General features: G+C 67.3%; 18 protein-coding genes. 12 read left to right on the forward strand and 6 right to left on the reverse strand.

Annotation, left to right across the window (positions count from 1 at the left end):
• Positions 1-19: 19 nt before the first annotated feature.
• Complete coding sequence (locus AC1DIP_RS10920) at positions 20-262, reverse strand: hypothetical protein (RefSeq protein ID WP_476208738.1); 243 nt, start codon at positions 260-262, stop codon at positions 20-22.
• Between the two features lie 122 nt (positions 263-384).
• Entirely contained in the window at positions 385-1,335 is a 951-nt protein-coding gene (gene nac / locus AC1DIP_RS10925) for a nitrogen assimilation transcriptional regulator NAC (protein WP_476208740.1), read from the reverse strand.
• A gap of 393 nt (positions 1,336-1,728) precedes the next feature.
• On the opposite strand from nac, the gene AC1DIP_RS10930 reads away from it, so the two are divergent.
• From AC1DIP_RS10930 to AC1DIP_RS10975, 10 genes are all read left to right on the forward strand, one after another.
• Positions 1,729-2,514 (forward strand): 5-oxoprolinase subunit PxpA, encoded by a 786-nt coding sequence (locus AC1DIP_RS10930; protein ID WP_476208742.1) that lies wholly within the window; start codon positions 1,729-1,731, stop codon positions 2,512-2,514.
• Between the two features lie 11 nt (positions 2,515-2,525).
• The gene (locus tag AC1DIP_RS10935) at positions 2,526-3,251 is read left to right on the forward strand and encodes a 5-oxoprolinase subunit B family protein (protein WP_477733739.1); all 726 of its coding nucleotides are present in this window, start codon (positions 2,526-2,528) and stop codon (positions 3,249-3,251) included.
• Positions 3,248-4,261, forward strand: coding sequence for a 5-oxoprolinase subunit C family protein (locus AC1DIP_RS10940; RefSeq protein ID WP_477733740.1), 1,014 nt, complete (start codon positions 3,248-3,250; stop codon positions 4,259-4,261). The genes AC1DIP_RS10935 and AC1DIP_RS10940 overlap by 4 nt, the downstream gene beginning before the upstream one ends.
• Positions 4,262-4,405: 144 nt before the next feature.
• The gene (locus tag AC1DIP_RS10945; protein ID WP_477733741.1) at positions 4,406-5,167 is read left to right on the forward strand and encodes an SDR family oxidoreductase; all 762 of its coding nucleotides are present in this window, start codon (positions 4,406-4,408) and stop codon (positions 5,165-5,167) included.
• A 43-nt stretch (positions 5,168-5,210) separates the two neighbouring features.
• Positions 5,211-6,164, forward strand: coding sequence for a 2-hydroxyacid dehydrogenase (locus AC1DIP_RS10950; RefSeq protein ID WP_477733742.1), 954 nt, complete (start codon positions 5,211-5,213; stop codon positions 6,162-6,164).
• 63 nt (positions 6,165-6,227) lie between these two features.
• Positions 6,228-6,998: an SDR family oxidoreductase gene (locus AC1DIP_RS10955; RefSeq protein WP_476208751.1), complete on the forward strand. Its 771-nt coding sequence runs from the start codon at positions 6,228-6,230 to the stop codon at positions 6,996-6,998.
• Positions 6,998-8,074, forward strand: coding sequence for an L-idonate 5-dehydrogenase (locus AC1DIP_RS10960; protein ID WP_477733743.1), 1,077 nt, complete (start codon positions 6,998-7,000; stop codon positions 8,072-8,074). The genes AC1DIP_RS10955 and AC1DIP_RS10960 overlap by 1 nt, the downstream gene beginning before the upstream one ends.
• The gene (locus AC1DIP_RS10965; protein ID WP_477733744.1) at positions 8,071-8,685 is read left to right on the forward strand and encodes a gluconokinase; all 615 of its coding nucleotides are present in this window, start codon (positions 8,071-8,073) and stop codon (positions 8,683-8,685) included. Before AC1DIP_RS10960 ends, AC1DIP_RS10965 begins: the two co-directional genes overlap by 4 nt.
• Before the next feature lie 63 nt (positions 8,686-8,748).
• Entirely contained in the window at positions 8,749-9,360 is a 612-nt protein-coding gene (locus AC1DIP_RS10970; RefSeq protein ID WP_477733745.1) for a TetR/AcrR family transcriptional regulator, read from the forward strand.
• Between the two features lie 41 nt (positions 9,361-9,401).
• Positions 9,402-10,430: a DMT family transporter gene (locus tag AC1DIP_RS10975; RefSeq protein ID WP_477733782.1), complete on the forward strand. Its 1,029-nt coding sequence runs from the start codon at positions 9,402-9,404 to the stop codon at positions 10,428-10,430.
• Here AC1DIP_RS10975 and AC1DIP_RS10980 read toward each other — a convergent pair.
• The 3 genes from AC1DIP_RS10980 to AC1DIP_RS10990 form a co-directional block, all read right to left on the reverse strand.
• Positions 10,350-10,637, reverse strand: a complete 288-nt coding sequence (locus AC1DIP_RS10980) for a DUF3040 domain-containing protein (RefSeq protein ID WP_476208758.1) — start codon at positions 10,635-10,637, stop codon at positions 10,350-10,352. The two genes, AC1DIP_RS10975 and AC1DIP_RS10980, sit on opposite strands and share 81 nt — an antisense overlap.
• Before the next feature lie 95 nt (positions 10,638-10,732).
• Positions 10,733-11,257, reverse strand: coding sequence for a DUF488 domain-containing protein (locus tag AC1DIP_RS10985; protein ID WP_477733746.1), 525 nt, complete (start codon positions 11,255-11,257; stop codon positions 10,733-10,735).
• A 72-nt stretch (positions 11,258-11,329) separates the two neighbouring features.
• A complete protein-coding gene (locus tag AC1DIP_RS10990) occupies positions 11,330-12,376 on the reverse strand; it encodes an aldo/keto reductase (protein ID WP_477733747.1) in 1,047 nt (348 codons plus the stop codon).
• Between the two features lie 177 nt (positions 12,377-12,553).
• On the opposite strand from AC1DIP_RS10990, the gene AC1DIP_RS10995 reads away from it, so the two are divergent.
• Positions 12,554-13,288, forward strand: coding sequence for an ANTAR domain-containing protein (locus AC1DIP_RS10995; RefSeq protein ID WP_476208764.1), 735 nt, complete (start codon positions 12,554-12,556; stop codon positions 13,286-13,288).
• 174 nt (positions 13,289-13,462) lie between these two features.
• The gene (malQ, locus tag AC1DIP_RS11000; RefSeq protein ID WP_477733748.1) at positions 13,463-15,685 is read left to right on the forward strand and encodes a 4-alpha-glucanotransferase; all 2,223 of its coding nucleotides are present in this window, start codon (positions 13,463-13,465) and stop codon (positions 15,683-15,685) included.
• 70 nt (positions 15,686-15,755) lie between these two features.
• Here the strand turns inward: malQ and AC1DIP_RS11005 are convergent, their stop codons facing one another.
• A complete protein-coding gene (locus AC1DIP_RS11005) occupies positions 15,756-18,902 on the reverse strand; it encodes an alpha-amylase family glycosyl hydrolase (RefSeq protein WP_477733783.1) in 3,147 nt (1,048 codons plus the stop codon).
• Between the last annotated feature and the right edge of the window lie 182 nt (positions 18,903-19,084).

Below are 19,084 nucleotides of genomic sequence, written 5' to 3' on the forward strand. Positions count from 1 at the left end.
TTTGAAGCCGCTGCGCCGATCAGCTCATGCCGGGCAGCAGGTGGGCGGGCGGTCCCACCTGGGCGTCATCCAGGTACCACATGGTGGAGCCGCGTTTTCCGGGCGGCATCATGCTTCCCTCGAACACGAAGACCGGTTCCGTGGCGGGCGCGTCCTCTGGACGCCAGAAGCCGTTGGTGGGGCAGTGGGAACCGGTGCCGGCTTTGAGCTGGATCCTTCTTTCAGCTGAATTCCGGTACTGCACGCTGGTGATCTTTTTCATGGTGGGCTCCAAGGGAAAATAATTGCCGCGGTTGCGCCTTTGGCAAACCTTTATGGCATTTATCCTAGGACCTGCTGAATTACCTGAATAAGACTAAAGCGGCGTGACCTGATAAGGCCTGCTTATGGCGCCGAGGGCGGTGTGGTGGGGAGCGCGGGATATTTACTCCGAAGTATTTCCTGCAGCATTTCCTTGAGTACCAGCAGGACGGCGGACGCGGCTTCGGACAGGGGCTCGTGGTCTGGGGTGCACAGTGCGATTTTGCACTGCAGTGCCGGTTCGACGATCCGCAGCACCCGGAAGTCCTCCTCGTGGAACAGCGCGTCCGCAGCCGACTTTGGCAGGATGGTGGCTCCGAGGTCCGTGCGCAGCAGCCGCGTGAGGGAAGGTACTGATTCCACCTCGCCCACCAGCTTCAGCTTCAGGCCCCTGCTGTCGATGCCCGCCTGAACCACCTGCCGAAGGGTGTGGATCTGTTCCGGCAGGAAGAGCCCGACGTCGGCCACCTCGTCCAGCGTGATGGTGCCGGCCTCCGTCGCTCCCGGAAGATCCCGCCGGGAGTTCACGACCAGGTACAGGTCCTCGACGATGAGGGTGGTGAACTGCACCCCCCGGATGGGCCCCGGTTCATAAATGAGTGCCATGTCGAGACGCCCGTTCTTGATGGCCTCACTGAGCACGCCGCCGTATATCTCGGTGAGGTGCAGCACGATGTCGGGGTAGCGCCGTCCAACTTCGCTGATAATCCGTGGAGTGAGGCTTGAGGCCATGCTGTAGGGGGCGATCGCTATGGAGACGCGGCCCGAAGGCGCCGCTCCCGAAGCTGCCACATCCATTCTGGCCTGCTCCACTTGGCGCAGGATGGTCTGCGCGTGCCGGTACAGGGTATGGCCGGCCGCCGTGGGCTCCACGCCCTGCTTGCTGCGGATCAGGAGCCGCTGCTTCAGCTCCGTTTCCAGGGCCGACACCTGCTGGCTCAGCGCCGGCTGGGCCACGTGGAGGGCGGCGGCCGCCTTCGTGATGCTTCCTGAGTCGACGATCTTCACGAAGTACGCCAGTTTCCGGGTGTCCATAGCGCTCCTCTTTTCCAGCCGGGGACGGCTCAGCATGCGGGGTCATACGTTGGCGCTATGGCGGGACAGTCATTACGTCTTTGTGTGATCCGAGTCTCGGGCATAGGTTAATTGCAGATGACTTTCCAATGACCAGAACATTCTATCCCCGCCCCGGTCATCACCGATTTTGATGGTGGCATATGTTTTGCGCATAGGTAGGGAAAATGTTTATTGGAAGCACCATTTCTCTCGTCACGAAACAAGGACCCCGTACATTCTTTGGACCGGTGATAATCGCCGGCGAAGGTCATAACCGTTCCCTATAGCGTGATACCGCATTCGTCTTTGTGTGGCTCCAATCCCGATGCCACACTGATTTACACCCGCAGTACCAGCAGAGGAAGGCCCGTAATGCCCACAGTCGATCTCGTAGCAGATCTTGGTGAAGGTTTTGGCGCCTACTCGATCGGTGACGACAAAGCCCTGCTGGAAATCGTGTCCAGCGCCAATATCGCCTGCGGCTTCCACGCAGGGGACCCTGACATCATGGACGCCACGGTGGCTGAATGCGTCAGGACGGGAGTCGGCATCGGTGCGCATCCGAGCTTCCCGGATCTCCGCGGCTTCGGCCGCCGGGCCATGGACCTCACAGCTGACGAGGTCCGCACCGACGTCATTTACCAACTCGGAGCCCTGTCGGCGTTTGCCGCCTACCACGGCGGTTCCGTCTCCCACCTGGCACCCCACGGCCGCCTGGGCAACCTGGTGGCCACCCGCGCGGACTATGCCGGAGCCGTAGCGGATGCCGCCGCCCGGGTGGACCCGAAGCTGATCATCCTGGCGCAGGACGGTGAACTCGCCACCGCGGCGGTAGAGCGCGGCCTGCGGGTGGCCATCGTTGGCATCGCGGACCGCGCCTACCAGGATGACGGCACGCTGGTGCCGCGCAGCGAGCCCGGCGCCGTAATCCACGACCCCTCCGTCATCGTCCAGCGCACCGTGCGGATGGTCAGCGAAGGCCTCATTCAGACGGCCTCCGGCAGGGACATTGCCATCGAGGCAGACACGGTGCTGCTCCACGGCGACAACCCGGGCGCCGTCGAACTTGCCCGCCTGATCCGCAGCGAACTGATCGCCGCGGGCGTCACCATCGCCCCGTTGGCGCAGGTGCTCGCCGCAAAGCAGCAGGTTTCCTGACCATGGCCGCCATGACGACGACCACCAGCCAGGCAACGCTGGACATCTACGAGTCAGGCGACGCCGCCCTGCGCGTGGTGGCACGGTCCGGTGACGCAGAAACCAACTGGGCCACCGTCCATTCCTTGGCAGGCTGGCTGGCAGCCGCCGGCGTCGAAGGCATCCACGGCGCCGTTCCCACCTACGACTCCGTCCTGGTGGAATTCGACCCCTACCTCACCTCCGCCCGCCAGGTCCGGGCCTTCGTGCTCCTGGGCATGCGCCAGCTGGACTTCACCGGCACCGCCATGCGGGAGCCGCGCCGCTTCGAAGTCCCCGTGGTGTACGGCGGCAGCTACGGGCCGGACCTGGAACGCGTGGCAGACCACCAGGGCCTGGACGTTGAGGACGTCATCGCCCGGCACACAGCCAAGACCTACGTCATCCGCTGCCTCGGAGCGCCGGCCGGTTCTCCGATGATGGACGGACCAGACTTCCCGGTCCCTGTCCCCCGGCTCAAGGACCCGCGGCTGTCCGTTCCCGCCGGTGCCGTATCCGTGGCCGGGCGCCAAGCCGTGATCGCACCCGCAGTGGCACCAGGAGGCTGGTGCGTCATCGGCCAGACCCCCCTGACGGTCCTTGACGCGGCACGCGAACCCCTGGTGCCCTACGTCCCCGGCGATGAACTGCGCTTCTACCGCATTCCCGCTGAGGACTTCGGAAACTACCAGGGGCAGTTCCTGGAGGCACGGTCATGACCGGGTCCCTTGTCATCCTTCAGCCCGGCCACTCAGTAGTCACAGACCTCGGCCGGACAAAGGGGCCCGCATTCGGACTTCCCGTCAACGGGGCCCTGGACCAGTTCTCGGCCAAGGCCGCCAACATCCTGGCCGGCAACGGGGACAACGATCCGCTGCTGGAACTCACCGCCCTGGACTTCAGGATGCGCGCCACCACGGACCTGCTGATCGCCGTGACCGGCGCGCCCCTGGACCTCACGGTGGGCGGCCGCGACTGCCCCCAGTGGGAGCCCGTCTCCGTCCGGGCCGGCGAAACAGTGACGGTCCGCGGAATCCGCACGGGTCTCCGCGCCTACATCGCCGTCCACGGATCCTTCACCGTCCCCACGCTGCTGGGCAGCTGCGCACCGGACACTGTGGTGGGCTTTGGACTGAAACTCGTTGAGGGCACCCGGCTCGCAACACAAAAGACCACCGCACCCATCACGCAGCCGCATTTCGGCCTGCCCCTGTTCCGGCTGGGACTGGCAAAGCCGGAATTCACCACCCACCCGGTCATCGACGTCACCGACGGGCCGGACGTGGCCGAATTCGGCGACACCGCAGACCTGCTTTTCACCACGGAATACACCGTGAGCCCCCGAAGCAACCACATCGGCCTCCGGCTCGGCGGCGCACTGCCCGAACGCCAGCTCACCTCCGAGGTCCTCTCCCGCGGTGTCCCGGTGGGGGCCATCGAGGTTCCGTCGCGGGACGAACTGCTGGTCCTGCACCGGGGACGCGGCGTCACGGCGGGCTATCCGGTCCTGGGAGTGGTCACAAGCCGCTCCCTGGATGTCCTGGCGCAGTCCAGGCCCGGACACGCCGTCACCTTCAGAAAGACTTCCGTGGCTGAAGCAACGGTCATGCACCGCACAGCCTGCCTGGAACTGGACAAACTCCGGAACACCATGAACACAGTCTTCGGACTCCTCGGGATCGGCGCCGGCCAGCGCTGGTACGAACTCAGCCCGGCGTCAGGAGCCTGAACATCATGAATGCCCTTCCCGCCGCCCGGGACCGCACCCACAAACCGCTACCCAATTCCTAACCCCCCTGCCAACCGGCGGGCTCCTGCGTCCGGCCCCGCGCCGGACGCAGGAGCCCGTCCCTCCCACTTTCTGGAGTACCAAATGCCTTTTTCCGACTACACCACAGCCCTCGTCACCGGAGCCTCCACCGGCATGGGCGCCGCCATCGCCGAACGGCTGGCCAAGCGCGGCCTGACCGTCCACGCGGTGGCCCGCAACGAGGAACGCCTCGCTGAACTGGCGGACCGCACGGGAGCAGTCCCGCATGTGGTGGACCTGACCGACACTGCCGCGCTCACCGCCGTCGTCCGCGACCTCAAGGTGGACGTCCTGGTGAACTGTGCCGGCGTGTCCCGGCCCGGCAACATCCTGGACTCCTCCGAGCAGGACATCGACGAACTGGTGGACGTGAACCTCCGCGGGCTGCTGCAGCTCACCCGGCTGGTGCTGCCCGGCATGGTGGAGCGGGACCGGGGCCACGTGGTCAACATCAGCTCCATCGCCGGCGTGTACAACTTCTACGGCCACACCGTCTACCACGCCACCAAGGCTGCGGTGCACCAGATCTCCCGCCAGCTCCGCAACGACACCGTGGGCAAGCGCATCCGCGTCACCGAAATCTGCCCGGGCCGGGTGGAAACCGAAATTTTCGGCCGCAACCTCGGCGGCAGCCCCGAGGCCATGGAAGAAGCCTGGAATACGTACTACGAGGGCTACGAATCGCTGACTACCGACGACATTGTCAACGCCCTTGATTACGCCATTGAGACGCCGCGGCACGTGAATGTTGGCATGCTTGAACTTATGCCCACGTTCCAGGTCCCGGGCGGCCTGACCTTCGACCGCCGCGAGCCCACCGCCTGACGCCCGCCCCGCACTTCACCCACCACCAAACGATAGGTCCCCAATGCAGCACGTGCACACCGTCAGCTTTCCGGATTCCCAGCTCCTGGCCGATCTGTCGCCGCTTCCCGGCAGCCTGCGCGGGGTGGTCTGGGACATGACGGAAGCCCCCGGCGGGGACCTGGGCAGCATCGACGGCGTGATCCTGCCCTACCTCAACGCCGGGGCAGTGCTGGGTTCCCTGGGGACGGTCCCGGACCTCAAGTTCGTGCAGACGCAGTCAACCGGGTACGACGGCGTGTGCGAGGCCGCCGGTCCGCGCGCCGCAGTGGCAAACGCCTCGGGCGTCCATGCAGCTGCGACCGCGGAGCTGGCCGTTGGCCTCATCCTCGCCAAGCTGCGCGGCATCGACCAGGCCGTCAAGGACCAGCAGGTCGAGAGCTGGAAGCCGCAGCGCCGCCAGTCCCTGGCCGACCGCAAGGTCCTGCTGCTGGGCATCGGCGGGATCGGCAAGGAACTGGCGCGCCGCCTGGAACCCTTCGAGGTGACCATCACCCGGGTGGGAAGCACGGCCCGCACGGACGCCGACGGGCAGGTCCACGGCCCGGACGAACTGCCTGCCCTCGCCGCGGACCACGACATCCTGGTGTCCGTCCTGCCCCTGAACGACAACACCCACCACCTGGTGGGCCGGGAGGTCCTGGCCGCCCTGCCCGACGGAGCCCTGGTGGTGAACGTGGGCCGCGGCGCCGTCGTCAGCACCGAGGCCCTGACCCGCGAAGTGGTCTCCGGCCGCCTCCAGTGCGCCATCGACGTGGTCGACCCCGAGCCGCTGCCCGCCGGCCACCCGCTGTGGTCCGCCGAGAATGCCCTCATCACCCCGCACGTGGGCGGCAACGCCTCGGCCTTTGAGCCCCGGATCCTGAAACTCCTGAAGCAGCAGCTCGAGGCGCTGGCCGCCGGCCGAACCCCGGCCAACCTGGTGCAGGAGGGGCCCTTCCAGCAGGGCACGCTCTAATGGCAGCCGGCATCTGATGCAGCCAGGGGCACGACACAACAATGAAGAGGAAGTAACCAGGACATGACAGGGCTTTTTGATCTCACGGGGCGCGTAGCCCTGGTCACGGGTTCGAGCAGGGGCATCGGTTCGGCCCTTGCCAAGGCATTGGCCGACGCCGGAGCGACAGTGGTGCTGAACGGCGTCAACCCGGAGCGGCTCAAGGACGCCGAGGCGGCCATGGCGGCAGGTTTCCCGCCCGGCCGGATCCACAGCGTGGCCTTCGACGTCACGGACGACGACGCCGCAGCCCGCAGCATCCGCTGGATCGAGGACAACGTGGGGCCGCTCGAGATCCTGGTGAACAACGCCGGCATCCAGCACCGCGTCCCCATGCTGGATCTCGATGTGGCGGACTGGGAACGCGTCCTCTCCACGGACCTCACCAGCGCCTTCCTGGTGGGCCGCGAGGCCGCCCGCCACATGATCACCCGGGGCCGGGGCAAAATCATCAACATCTGTTCCGTCCAGACCGACCTGGCCCGGCCCACCATCGCCCCGTACATCGCGGCCAAGGGTGGACTGCGGAACCTTACCCGCGCCATGACCGCCGAATGGGCGGCCTCCGGGCTGCAGATCAACGCCGTTGCACCCGGCTACATCCACACCGAAATGACCCAGAACCTGGTGGACGACGAGGAATTCAACTCCTGGATCCTGGGCCGGACACCGGCCCACCGCTGGGGCACCGTGGAGGACCTGGCCGGTCCCGTGGTGTGGCTGGCCTCGGACGGCTCCAACTTCGTGAACGGACAGACCATCTTCATCGATGGCGGAATGACGGTGGTGGTCTGATGGCAACGCCCCTTGATGTCGCTTTGCCCGCCACCGGTCCTGCGCTGGTGGCGCACGCCGCCGGCGACCTGCGGATCGACGAGGTCCCGCTGCCGCAGCCCGCACCTGACGAAGCGGTGGTTGAGGTCCTCTACGGCGGCATCTGCGGCTCCGATCTCCACTACTGGCTGCACGGCGCGGCGGGGGAGTCCATCCTCAAGGCGCCGCTGGTCCTGGGCCACGAGATCTCCGGCACGGTGGTGCGCCAGGCGGCGGACGGCTCCGGGCCGCAGGCGGGAACCGCCGTCGCCGTCCACCCCGCAACGCCCGGTCCAGGCGCCGCGCGCTATCCGGCGGACCGGCCCAACCTGTCACCTGGCTGCACGTACCTTGGCAGCGCCGCCCGCTACCCGCACACGGATGGCGCCTTCAGCCGCTACGTCACGCTGCCCGTCCGGATGCTCCGTCCGCTCCCGGACAACATCGACCTGCGCACCGCCGCACTGATCGAACCCGCATCGGTCGCCTGGCACGCCGTGTCCAGGGCCGGGGACCTCCGTGGGAAAACCGCGCTGGTCATCGGCTCCGGCCCCATCGGCGCCCTCGCCGTCGCCGTCCTCAAGCGCGCAGGCGCAGCGCACATCACCGCCGTCGACCTCCATCCCAAACCGCTGGAGATCGCCACGGCCGTGGGCGCCGACCAGGTCATCAACGCCGCGGACACCGAAGCCATCGCCGCCGTGGAGGCCGACGTCGTGATCGAATCCTCCGGCAACCACCACGGGCTGGCCTCGGCCATCCGCGGCGCGGTGCGCGGCGGAACCGTGGTGATGGTGGGGCTGCTGCCCACCGGCATGCAGCCGGTGCCCATCTCGCTGGCCATCACCCGCGAACTGCAACTGCTCGGCTCGTTCCGCTTCAACGACGAGATCGACGACGTGATCGCCGCCCTCGCCGACGGCTCCCTGCACATCGAGCCCGTCATCACGCACCAATTCCCGCTGGCCGACGCCCTCCACGCGTTCGAGGTGGCCAAGGACTCCACCAGCTCCGGCAAGGTACTCCTCTCCTTCGGCGACACGGGGCAGGCCCCATGAGCGGGCACCTGCCTCCGCTGGTCGTGATGGGAGTCTCGGGCTGCGGCAAGTCCACCGTCGGCGCCCTCCTGGGCCACCGCCTGGGCAAGCCGTTCCTCGACGGCGACGACTTCCACCCCGCCGCCAACAAGGACAAGATGGGCGCCGGTATTCCGCTGACCGACAACGACCGGGAACCTTGGCTCGCCGTCCTGGGCGGGCTGCTGGCGGGACGGGACGGGTTGCCTGCGGCAGCGGCAAGGGTGCCGGGAGGAACGGCCGACGGCGGGCCAACAGCGCCGCCGATCGTCGCCTGCTCCGCGCTCAAGCGCCGGTACCGCGACCTGCTGCGCAGCTATGCGCCGGACCTGGTCTTCATCCACCTCGCCGGCTCGGTGGAAACCCTCGGCGCGAGGATGGAGGCGCGCGCGCACGAATTCATGCCCCGCACGCTGCTGGAATCCCAGTTCGCCGCCCTGGAGGACCTGGAGGCGGACGAGGCCCATGTCCTGGCGGACATCACGCAGCCCCTTGATGTCCTTGTGGAAGCGGTGGCCCGGCAGCTTGGGGCGCACTCGACACCGACGAATACCCGGGCCGCGCCCACCGTGGAGACCGCCTGGGTTGCCTAAGGGTTTCCTGCGCACTCGGTGGTAGGTAGACTGGTCTACCTACCGCCGATATGAGGAGAGCCCGTGACTGCATCAGGCCCCTCAACCCACGGCCGCCCAACCGCTGCGCGCCGCCCCGCCCGCGAACTGCTGCTGGAAGCTGCCGCGCGGCTTTTCTATGCCAACGGCGTGACAGCCACCGGGATCGACGCCATCACGGCCGAAGCTGGAGTGGCCAAGAAGAGCCTCTACAACAACTTCAGTTCCAAGGCGGACCTGGTGGCGGCCTACCTGGAGGCGAGGCACGACGAGTGGCTCGGGCTGTACCGCCGGCGGCTGGAGACGGCGCAAACGCCGCGGGACCAGGTCCTGGCGGTCTTCGATGCCTATCTGGACCACGCGAACTTCACCTACGAGCACGGCTTCCGGGGATGCGGCCTGCTCAACGCCGCGGCCGAACTCCCTGCCGGCGATCCCGGCAGGGACGCCGTGCGCCGCCACAAGGAGGAGGTCCAGGAACTCCTGGCCGGGCATGTGGCGGGGTTGCTGCCGGCCCGGAAAGAACAGGTCCCCGCAAACGCCGTGCACCTGGCGTTCCTGCTCGAAGGTGCCATGGCCCGCGCCGGGCTGGAAGGCAATGACGGCCCGCTGAGGGAAGCCAGGGGCCTGGCCGGAGAGTTGCTGGATGCCCTGTGAGCATTGAGCGCCACCACCCGAAGGCCCATCCATGGGGAGCGATGTCCGTCGTGGCCGCCTCCGTCCTCTGGGGCACCACCGGGACCGCAGCCACCTTCGCCCCAGGCGTGAGCCCGCTGGCTGTTGGCGCCGTGGCAATGGGTCTGGGCGGCCTGCTGCAGGCGATCATCGCAGCACGGCTCATCGGCCTCCAGGCCGGCAGCCTGCTCGCACGGTGGCGCCTCGTTTCGCTCGGTGCCGCGGCCGTGGCCGTCTACCCCCTGGCCTTCTACAGCTCCATGCACCTCTCCGGCGTGGCCGTGGGCACGGTCGTCTCGATCGGCTCCGCCCCCGTGGCGGCAGCCCTGATCGAACGCTTCGCGGACCGGAAAAGGCTGAGCCGGCAATGGATCATTGGGGCCCTGCTGGGGGTCGGCGGCGCCGCGCTGCTCTCCTTCGCCGGGCACACGCCGGCAGGGCCGGCCGCCGCAGCAGGCGCACCGGTTGCTGCGGAAGCGGCCACGGATTGGAGCTCGACGGCGGGAATCCTCCTTGGCCTGCTGGCCGGCACCACCTATGCCCTGTACTCCTGGGCGGCCCACCGCCTGGCGGCCGGCGGCATCACGTCCAGGGCTGCGATGGGGAGCATCTTCGGGCTGGGCGGGCTCCTGCTGATGCCCGTCCTCGCCGCGACGGGCGGACCGCTGCTGGAGTCCTGGGGCAATGTCAGTGTTGCTGCCTACATGGCCGTGGTCCCCATGTTTGCCGGGTACCTCCTGTTCGGCTGGGGCCTGGCCCGGGTCGGCGCAAGCACCGCCACCAGTATCTCCCTGCTGGAAACCGTGGTGGCCGCCGTCCTGGCAGTAGTGGTGGTGGGCGAAAGGCTCCCGGCACCCGGGTGGCTTGGCGCCGCCGTCGTCCTGGCCAGCCTGTTTATCCTGACGCCCCGCGGCCGCCGGGCAGCAGGTGCAGTGGCACAGCCGCGTGCACCAGAACAGCCTGCGGCAGAATCAGCCGGTGTGCTGCCGCCGGGCCAGTACCGTGGGTCCCAGCAACAGGCAGGCCCCCAGCCCCAGCAGCAGAATCCCTAGCACCACCGCACCCGGCGCGGGGATCCCGGCCCCGGCGAGGATGAGCACCACGCCGATCAGGGCCGCCGCCACTCCCGGGAACAGGCCTGCAGGAAAACGACGTGCCGGGTAACCCGAGAGCAGTTCCATGGCCAGGTGGGGATCATCCACGATCAGCCCCATTTCCAGCTCCTTGAGCAGGCGTCGCTCCTCGTCGGACATTGGCATGGCAGGCCCCTGCTTCCCTGGGAGGCGGTTTCGGTATCAAACCGTAGGAGCCTTCTACCACTTAGTCAATAGTTTCAGCTGCCCCCGGGCCGCCCTCATGCCGGGACGTCGTAGCGCAGCTCACCGCCCACAACCCGGACCCCCTGGGTGGGGACGTGTGGAACCGCCTTGCCGGGAGGCAAGAGGTGTTCAACGGGCAGGCCCGCCACCAGCACGCAGTGGTCGGCGATGAGGCGGCGGTGGCAGCGCCACCAGAGGGTTTCACTGCACATGATCGCGGTGGTTTCCACCTGCGACCCGGCCACCAGTTCTGCGCTTGCGGCCAGGAAATCGCCACTGCGCATGTAGCCTGCGTAGGCGCGGAACGAGTCATTCCGGAGGGCAGTGTCGGGGGAATCCGGGAGCAGTTTGCGGAAGCCGCCCAACCGTTTCTCCCAGCGGTAGCCGATCCCCGCCTCCGGAAGCCACACCGCCATGCGGTCCTTGCCGAAATGCGGATACTTGCGGCTGCCCGGGCCGATCCGGACATCCACCAGGGACGTCACCCCGGCAGTTTGCAGCAGCGCTGTGAAGTCCTCCTGGGAGCCGGTGCCGTGACCGATCGTGAACAGCGTTTCCATTGCGGCCATCATAGGCAGGCGCAGCCGCCGTACCCGGCCCCGCGCAGTGGGAGCCTGGCCCGCAGAAGCAGGCTACCGTCGTCGCAATTCCGCGAACTCGATGGATGGCACGATAGCGCCCGCGTCCCGCTCCACGAAGTTGGTGCCCGGGGGTACCAGGTCGTCGATGGCGTCGAGCACCGTCTCGCCCAGCTGGACGTCGGCGGCGCGAAGGTACGCCCGGAGGTGTTCCTCGCTGCGCGGGCCGATGATCACGCTGCTGATGGCGGGATGCGTCAGGGCAAACCCCACGGCCAGGTCCACCAGGGACAGCTCCAGCTTGTCCGCCAGGCGGGCCAGCGAATCCTTGGCCAACAGCTTGCGCTCGCTGGCGGGCCCGGACAGGTCGTACCGGCCGGGAAGCGTGTGCACCCGGTTGGGCGGCTTGCCCGATTCCAGGACGAAGCTGCCGGAAAGCCAGCCGCCCGCCAGGGGGCCGTAGGCGAGGACACCCAGGCCATACTGCTGGGCAATCGGCAGTACGTGGCGTTCATTGCCGCGGACCAGCATGGAATACGGGACCTGGTTGCCCAGCGGCGGGATCAGGTGGTTGGTGGTGGCCAGCCATTGTGCCTCCACCAGCTGCGCCGGCGTAAACACCGAGGTCCCGTAGTACAGGATCTTGCCCTGGCGGATCAGGTCGTTGAGGGTGGTGATGGTTTCCAGGACGTCGGTGTTGTAGTCCGGCCGGTGCGCCTGGTAGAGGTCGATCCGGTCTGTCTGCAGCCGGCGCAGGCTGCCCTCCACGGCCTGGGTGATCCAGCGCCGCGAGTTGCCGGAGTGCGCGGGGTTGGGGCTCATCTGGCCGTGGAACTTGGTGGCCACGAAGACGTCGTCCCGGCGGCCCCGCAGCGCACGGCCCACCACCTGCTCCGATTCCCCCTGCGAGTAGACGTCGGCGGTATCAATAGCGGTGATGCCGGCGTCCAGCGCCGCGTGGATGATGCGGATGCTCTCGTCAGCGCCGGTGGGTGCACCCTGGCCGCTGCCGGTCCCCTCGCCAAAGTTCATGGTCCCAAGGGTGAGGGGACTGATGGGGGTTCCCGACCGTCCGAACACCCGCAGTTCGCTCAGGCTCATCTCCGGTCTCCTTCATTCAGTTGCCGTGCCCTGGATCGTCATGACGCTACACAGATCCGGCAGGCCGGCGCAGATTTCCGTTGCAGTCCTTCTCTTTTCGTCGCACGGAGTAACCGGAGCGGCGGGGATGACGTTTTATGGCGCTCAAACAGCCCGAAACAGCGCTTATATTGAGGCATGGGCACCCTCAATAACGATGAACAATTTGTCCAGTTGCACGACCTCATCATCGGCAGCACCAACGTTGCTGACTTCCTGTCCGAGTTGTCCACCGTTGCCGCATCCACGCTCAGCGATGCCGCGAACGTCTTCATCGAATGCGGGGTTACGCTCCGCCGCCGCAAGCGCAACGCCACCATTGCCGGCAGCAGCGAACGGGCCGCGGTGCTGGACAAGCTGGAACAGGTCCTCGGGGAAGGGCCCTGCATCGCATCGCTGGAGGCGATGCAGCCAATGATCCTGTCCGACGTCGAGACCGATACCCGGTGGCCTGAATACCAGAAGGTGCTGGCTGACAACGGCTGCCGCAGCGTGCTGGGCGTTCCCCTGGGCCTGGACGCCGACCAGGCCGCCGCCTTGAACTTCTTTGCCGCGGAACCCGGCGTCTTTGCCCCCAACGTCATCCGCACAGCGGAGGGGTTTGCCGACCTTGCCGGCAGGGCCCTGCGGCTGGCGCTGCGGATCGCCGATGCCCAAAACCTGGCAGACGACCTGAAGGCGGCCATGGCAAACCGCACCACGATCGACCTCGCCTGCGGAGTGATTATGGCGCAGAACCGGTGCAGCCAGGGTGAGGCCATGGCGTTGCTCACCAAGGCATCCAGCCACCGGAACCAGAAGCTGCGGGACCTCGCCGCTGAGGTCCTCGGGCGCGTCAGCGACGGAGCGGTGAGCACGCACTTCGATCCGTAGCCTGCACGAATCCACTCGCCGTCCACGTAACGGTCCGGCCGCGATCCCGCGCCGGTTTCGCCTCTGCGCCGCCCTGCAATAATCTGAACCAACGGTTGTGCACTGGGGTGTGAGCGCCCGGCACGACAGACAGCACTGTAAGTTCCGGGACCATCACAGACGAGGCGGACACCCATGACGGCAGCAGACCAGCAGGACGCAGCACGGCCAATGACGCCCGCCGACCCTCCAACCGCTGCCCCCGGGACGGTGGATCCGCACCTGCTGCAGCAGCTGGCCGACGCGCATGGCGTGGGTACGTCCTTCCAGGGCTGGGACGGGCTTCCGCACTCCGTTGCCGAGGCCACCCTGATCAAGGTGCTGGCCGCGCTGGGGGTCGAGGCCAACACCAACCAGCAGATTGAGGCCGCCCTCGCGGAGGTGGACGTGGCGCCCTGGCGGCGGATGCTGCCGCCGGCCGTCGTCATCAAGCAGGGCGAACCGGCGCAGGTTCCGGTCCATGTGCGGGACGGTGCCACCGCGAGCCTCACCATCAGCCTGGAAGGCGGAACCGGATCGCGGGAGGCGGTCCAGCAGGACATCTGGATCCAGCCCCGAGAGGTGGACGGCGTCTCCACCGGACGTGCCACATTCTCCCTTCCCGAGGACCTGCCCTTGGGGTGGCACACCCTGCACGCGGAGTCGGAAGGCGCCACGGCCAGTGCCGTCCTGGTGGTCACGCCGGCCCGTCTGGACACGGCCAAACCCCTTGAGGACCGCCGCGGCTGGGGGCTGGCCACGCAGCTGTATTCGGTCCGGTCCAAGCGATCATGGGGCATCGGCGACTTCGCGGACCTTGCGGACCTTGCGGCCATCAGCGGTGCGCGCGGGGCCGACTACGTCCTGGTCAACCCGCTGCACGCCGCCGAACCCGTCCCGCCCGTCCAGCCCTCGCCGTACTCGCCGTCCACCCGCCGGTTCTTCAACCCGCTCTACATCCGGATCGAGGCCATCCCGGAGCTGGCGTACCTGCGGCCGCGGAAGCGCGCGGCACTGGAAAAGCTGCACGAGGAAGCAGCAGTCCTGAACCGGGACGGTGCCCGGCTGGACCGCGACGCCGTTTACGGCGCCAAGCTGCAGGCACTGGAGATGCTGTACCACACCCGGCGGTCACCATCCCGGCAGGCCGCATTCGATGAGTTCTGCCGCATCTCCGGCACCGGCCTGGATGATTTCGCGCTCTGGTCCGCCATCCGCGAGGACTTGGCCCCCGGGGATCCCCTGTGGGCTGATCCGGCGTGCGCCATCGGAACGCCGGAGGCGGAAGCGCTGCGGGAGAAGCTGGCGGACCGGATCGGTTTCCACCGCTGGCTGCAGTGGATCTGCGACGAGCAGCTGGAAAGCGCGCAGCAGGCGGCGCTCCGCTCCGGCATGCGGCTGGGCGTGGTGCACGACCTCGCAGTCGGCGTGGACCACAACAGTGCCGACGCGTGGACGCTGGGCCGCGTGCTGGCCCCAAACACCAGTGTGGGTGCGCCGCCGGACATGTACAACCAGCAGGGCCAGGACTGGGGCCAGCCGCCATGGCACCCGGCCCGCCTGGCCGAAGCCGGCTACGAACCGTTCCGCAACATGCTGGCCAACGTGCTGCGCCACGCCGGCGGCATCCGCGTGGACCACATCCTGGGACTGTTCCGGCTGTGGTGGATCCCTATCGGAAATGCGCCGGGGGACGGAGCCTACGTCCGGTACGACCACGAGGCCCTGATCGGCATCCTGGCCCTTGAGGCGCACCGCGCCGGTGCCGTAGTGATCGGCGAGGACCTGGGCACCTTCGAGCCCTGGGTGCGTAGCTACCTCGCGGCCCGCGGCATCCTGGGCACGTCCATCCTGTGGTTCGAGTACGACGGCGATTCGCCCCTTGCGCCGGAAAAGTACCGTACGCAGGCGCTCGCCAGCGTGAACACCCACGACCTTCCGCCCACGGCCGGGTACCTTGCCGGCGACCATGTGGGGCTGCGGAGCCGGCTGGGCCTGCTGGAGCGGTCCGAAGAGGAAGAGCGGGCCGAGCACAACGCGTCGCTGGAGAAAATGTTCGCCCTGCTGCGTGAACGCGGTTACCTGGCCGAGGGGACGGCCGCCGGGCCCGGCCAGCAGTCGGCGGAGGAGCACACCATCGAGGCGCTGCACCTCCTGCTGGCCCAGTCGCCGTCCGTTTTGCTGGGCGTGGCGTTGGTGGACGCGGTGGGGGAGCGGCGGCTCCAAAACCAGCCCGGAACTACGGAAGCCCTGTACCCCAACTGGCAGGTTCCCCTGGGCGGCCCGGACGGCAGGCCCGTCTACCTGGATGACCTTCCCGGCAACAAGCGGTTCAACGCGCTGCTCGCCGCCGTGGAGGGGTCCCTGCACAGACCCTGAGCAGCTGCTCAAAGCACGATGGCCCCGCCGCTTCCTCAAGCGGCGGGGCCATCGTCCTTGTTCCGCCGGCCTAGCCGGCGGTGATCACGTGCGTGAAGTGGTCGTACCGGAAGGTGACCGGGCCGCCGTCGTGCTCAAACACGATGTTGGCTCCGGGCGTTGCCCCGCCGGCCCCGTAACTGACGTCCCACGACTTGTTCAGGGCCGCCTTGAACTCGTAGCTCCCCGCCGGCAGGTCCGGCACGGTGAGCTTCCAGACGAGGTCTGCCGGGTCCAGGACCAGCTGCGCCTGCTGGCAGGCCGGCTCCCAGTCCGTGGCGCAGCCCAGCTCGCTGTCCATGCTTCCGGCTGCCGCCACGGCGGACGGCTGCTGGGACGCGTAGACGGCGCTGAGCAGATGCGTGCTGTTGTCGTAGCGGAAGGTGACCGGTCCGCCGGGGTGGTCAAGCACGATGTTCTGGCCATTGAGCTGGCCGTCAGCACCGTAGTTTTCGTCCCAGCCGCCGTTCAGGGCTGCCTTGTACTCGTACTTCCCGGCCGGCAGGTCGGCGGTCAGCCGCCAGATGCGGTCCGCCGGGTCCAGGACCATTTTGGCCTGCTGGCACGTGGGATCCCACTGCGCCGTACAGCCCATGGCCTGGTTCAGTGATCCGGCCACCGTGACCGAATCGGGTTGCGGTGCCTGGCCCACAGTGACGGTCCTGGTGCCGCTGGTGACGCTGAAGCCCGGGCCGGCCATGACGGCCCGGTATTGGACTTTCGTGCCTTCAGCCAGTGCGGAGACATCGTCGGTTGCCGAGTACACGGGCGACGACGAATCCGTGCCCACCGCCGTCCAGTTCCCGCCGTTGACGCTGCGCTCAAAGGACACGACGTTGCCAGCCTTCTCGGGATCGGCGGTGGCGCTCAGCTCAACTTTGCCTTCCACGCTGGTGCCTTCGGCGGGCTTCTGCAGGGTCAGGACGGGCGCGGGGAAGCTGGCTTGGCGGCTCTGGCTGGTGGCGGTGTGGCCGCCGTTGTCCAGCACAGTGGCGCGGTACTCCAGGGGAGTGCCGGCGTCCAGGGCCGCGACGTCGTGGAACACCTGGTACGGGGCGGTGTCGTCCGTGCCGATTGGCTGCCATTGGCCGCCCGCCGTCCGTGCTTCGAAGGTCACCTCGTTGAACGAGGAACCGTCGACGTCGGCTGTCACGTTGATGCGCCCGTTGTCGTCTGGGGCTGCGGCCGGCTGCTGGAGGGCGACGGCGGGTGCGGCCTTGGAGTGCGGGATCCGCCCCGAGGATTCGTAGACGACGGCGGAGAGCGGCGGCACGGTGACCGTCAGCTTGGCGTCCTCCGAGGTTTTGGCTTCCTCGGCCCCTTGCCCGTATATCCGTGTGTAGCTGCGCTTGGCGATGTAGGTGGGGATCGCGGCTGTCTGTGGCTGGGCGCTGTTGTTCAGGGCCACCACGTATTCGCGCTGGTCCTGGGCGTCCGTGCGGGAGAAAGCGTAGATGCCGGGGCCATCCGAGGCGTAGCGGTGCTGGTGTGCTCCGTTCCGCAGTGCGGGGTGCTCCTTGGTCAGGGCAGCCAGCTCACGGATTTTGGCGTAGAGCGGATGGCCGGGGTTGAAGTTGTCCGTGGCGTGGGTGGCGTCGGTGCCCAGCAGGTCGTCGTCGAGGTAGTCCGGCACCTTGCTGGCGAAGAGCGTCTGGCGCGCGTCCTGGTCACCGCCGGGGCCGGTGAAGCCCTGCTCGTCGCCGTAGTAGACCACCGGGTTGCCGCGGGAGAAGTACATCAGCTCGTGGGCCAGTTCGTCGCGGGCCACCTTCTCGGCGTCGCCGGCCGCCGGGTTGTCCTGGCTGATGAAGCTGCCGATGCGGCCCATGTCGTGGTTGCCCAGGAAGGTGGGGAGCTCGTAGACGTTGGAGTCGGCGTCGGTGTACCAGTCGTCGCCGGCGAAGAAGGTTTGCAGGGCCCTGGCGTCCTGGCTCTTGGATGCGAAGTTGCGGGCCGCGTCCTGGAAGGGGAAATCCAGGACTGCCTGCATCTTGTTGCGGGTGGTGAACTGCGAGGTGAAGCTCTTGCTGGTGTCGAAGACCTCGCCGAACATGAAGAAGTCGTCCTTGCCGTGCTCTTTGGCGTAGGTGAGGACATTGGGGCCGAATTCCTGCCAGAACTCGTTGTTCACATGTTTCATGGTGTCGATGCGGAAGCCGTCCACGCCGAAGTCGCCGATCCAGGACTTGTAGATGTCCTCCATGCCGTGCACCACTTTGGTGTTTTCGGTGAACAGGTCATCGAGGCCGAAGAAGTCCCCGTACATGGAGTCCTCGCCCGTAAAGGTAGTGTCGCCACGGTTGTGGTACAGGGTGGGGTCGTTCAGCCAGGCCGGGACTTTGAGGTTTTCTTCGCCCGGTGCCAGGACGGGCTTGTAGGGGAATGAGGTGTTCGCGTCCAGTTGGGGGAAGGTGCCGGTGCCGGCGTAATCGCGGTCGTCGAAGGGTTCTCCGGAAGCTGTTTTGTAGGGGACGGCGTCTTTGGACACGTAGCCTTTGCGGTCGCCTTCCTGGTAGCCGATGACGTCAGCGGTGTGGTTGGTGATGATGTCGAAGTACACCTTCATGCCGCGTGCGTGGGCCTCGTCGATGAGGCCCTTGAGTTCGTCATTGGTGCCCAGGTGCGGATCGATCTGGGTGAAGTCGGTGACCCAGTAGCCGTGGTAGCCGGCTGACTTGTCCTCCGGCTGGAATGCCTTGTTCTTGAAGCTGGGGGTCAGCCAGATCGATGTGGTGCCCAGGCCCTGGATGTAGTCGATCTTATTGCGGAGGCCGGCAAGGTCACCGCCGTTGTAGAAGCCCTTTTTCGTGGGATCGAAGCCGGAGACCATGGGGTCGGGTCCCAGGCCGCCCTGGTCGTTTGCGGTGCTTCCATTGCTGAAGCGGTCCGCCATGACGAAGTAGAAGTTTTCGTCGGTCACGGGACCGCGGAGCGAATGCAGGGCCTCTGCGGAGCCCTGGTTCTTGTTGCCGGGGTCCTGGGAACCTGGACCGTTAGGCACGGCCTGGGCCGGGAGGACTGCCGCGGAGACGGCGACGGCAGCTGCAAGTAGACCGGCTGCGGATCGGGCTGCAACGCGCTTCCGGGTTGGCCTGGTTACTGAAGGGTGCGGTGTTCCGGCTGGACTTGCCGGTTGGTGGGCGCGTGGGGGAGCGCCGGGAGGGGTGCGGAATAACAAGGGGTTGAGACCTTCCTGGGAAGCAGCGCTGCTGTACAGGCTTGCCGTTGACATGGGGATGCGGCAGGAGGGTTCGAAGGACAGCATGCTGCCTTGTGAACCGAGTCACAACTGTAAGCGCTTGCACTGAATTACTCCAGTGTTTGGGGAAGGTCCCTCCTGGTGGTCCGGCGGGGCGGCAG

This window comes from Pseudarthrobacter sp. 05T312 (genome assembly GCF_056396685.1).

Excerpts from the sequence above, each read along its gene's own strand:
- AC1DIP_RS10920 (WP_476208738.1), bottom strand. The coding sequence starts at position 262 with ATGAAAAAGATCACCAGCGTGCAGTACCGGAATTCAGCTGAAAGAAGG.
- nac (WP_476208740.1), bottom strand. The coding sequence starts at position 1,335 with ATGGACACCCGGAAACTGGCGTACTTCGTGAAGATCGTCGACTCAGGA.
- AC1DIP_RS10930 (WP_476208742.1), top strand. The coding sequence starts at position 1,729 with ATGCCCACAGTCGATCTCGTAGCAGATCTTGGTGAAGGTTTTGGCGCC.
- AC1DIP_RS10935 (WP_477733739.1), top strand. The coding sequence starts at position 2,526 with ATGACGACGACCACCAGCCAGGCAACGCTGGACATCTACGAGTCAGGC.
- AC1DIP_RS10940 (WP_477733740.1), top strand. The coding sequence starts at position 3,248 with ATGACCGGGTCCCTTGTCATCCTTCAGCCCGGCCACTCAGTAGTCACA.
- AC1DIP_RS10945 (WP_477733741.1), top strand. The coding sequence starts at position 4,406 with ATGCCTTTTTCCGACTACACCACAGCCCTCGTCACCGGAGCCTCCACC.
- AC1DIP_RS10950 (WP_477733742.1), top strand. The coding sequence starts at position 5,211 with ATGCAGCACGTGCACACCGTCAGCTTTCCGGATTCCCAGCTCCTGGCC.
- AC1DIP_RS10955 (WP_476208751.1), top strand. The coding sequence starts at position 6,228 with ATGACAGGGCTTTTTGATCTCACGGGGCGCGTAGCCCTGGTCACGGGT.
- AC1DIP_RS10960 (WP_477733743.1), top strand. The coding sequence starts at position 6,998 with ATGGCAACGCCCCTTGATGTCGCTTTGCCCGCCACCGGTCCTGCGCTG.
- AC1DIP_RS10965 (WP_477733744.1), top strand. The coding sequence starts at position 8,071 with ATGAGCGGGCACCTGCCTCCGCTGGTCGTGATGGGAGTCTCGGGCTGC.
- AC1DIP_RS10975 (WP_477733782.1), top strand. The coding sequence starts at position 9,402 with ATGTCCGTCGTGGCCGCCTCCGTCCTCTGGGGCACCACCGGGACCGCA.
- AC1DIP_RS10980 (WP_476208758.1), bottom strand. The coding sequence starts at position 10,637 with ATGCCAATGTCCGACGAGGAGCGACGCCTGCTCAAGGAGCTGGAAATG.
- AC1DIP_RS10985 (WP_477733746.1), bottom strand. The coding sequence starts at position 11,257 with ATGGAAACGCTGTTCACGATCGGTCACGGCACCGGCTCCCAGGAGGAC.
- AC1DIP_RS10990 (WP_477733747.1), bottom strand. The coding sequence starts at position 12,376 with ATGAGCCTGAGCGAACTGCGGGTGTTCGGACGGTCGGGAACCCCCATC.
- AC1DIP_RS10995 (WP_476208764.1), top strand. The coding sequence starts at position 12,554 with ATGGGCACCCTCAATAACGATGAACAATTTGTCCAGTTGCACGACCTC.
- malQ (WP_477733748.1), top strand. The coding sequence starts at position 13,463 with ATGACGGCAGCAGACCAGCAGGACGCAGCACGGCCAATGACGCCCGCC.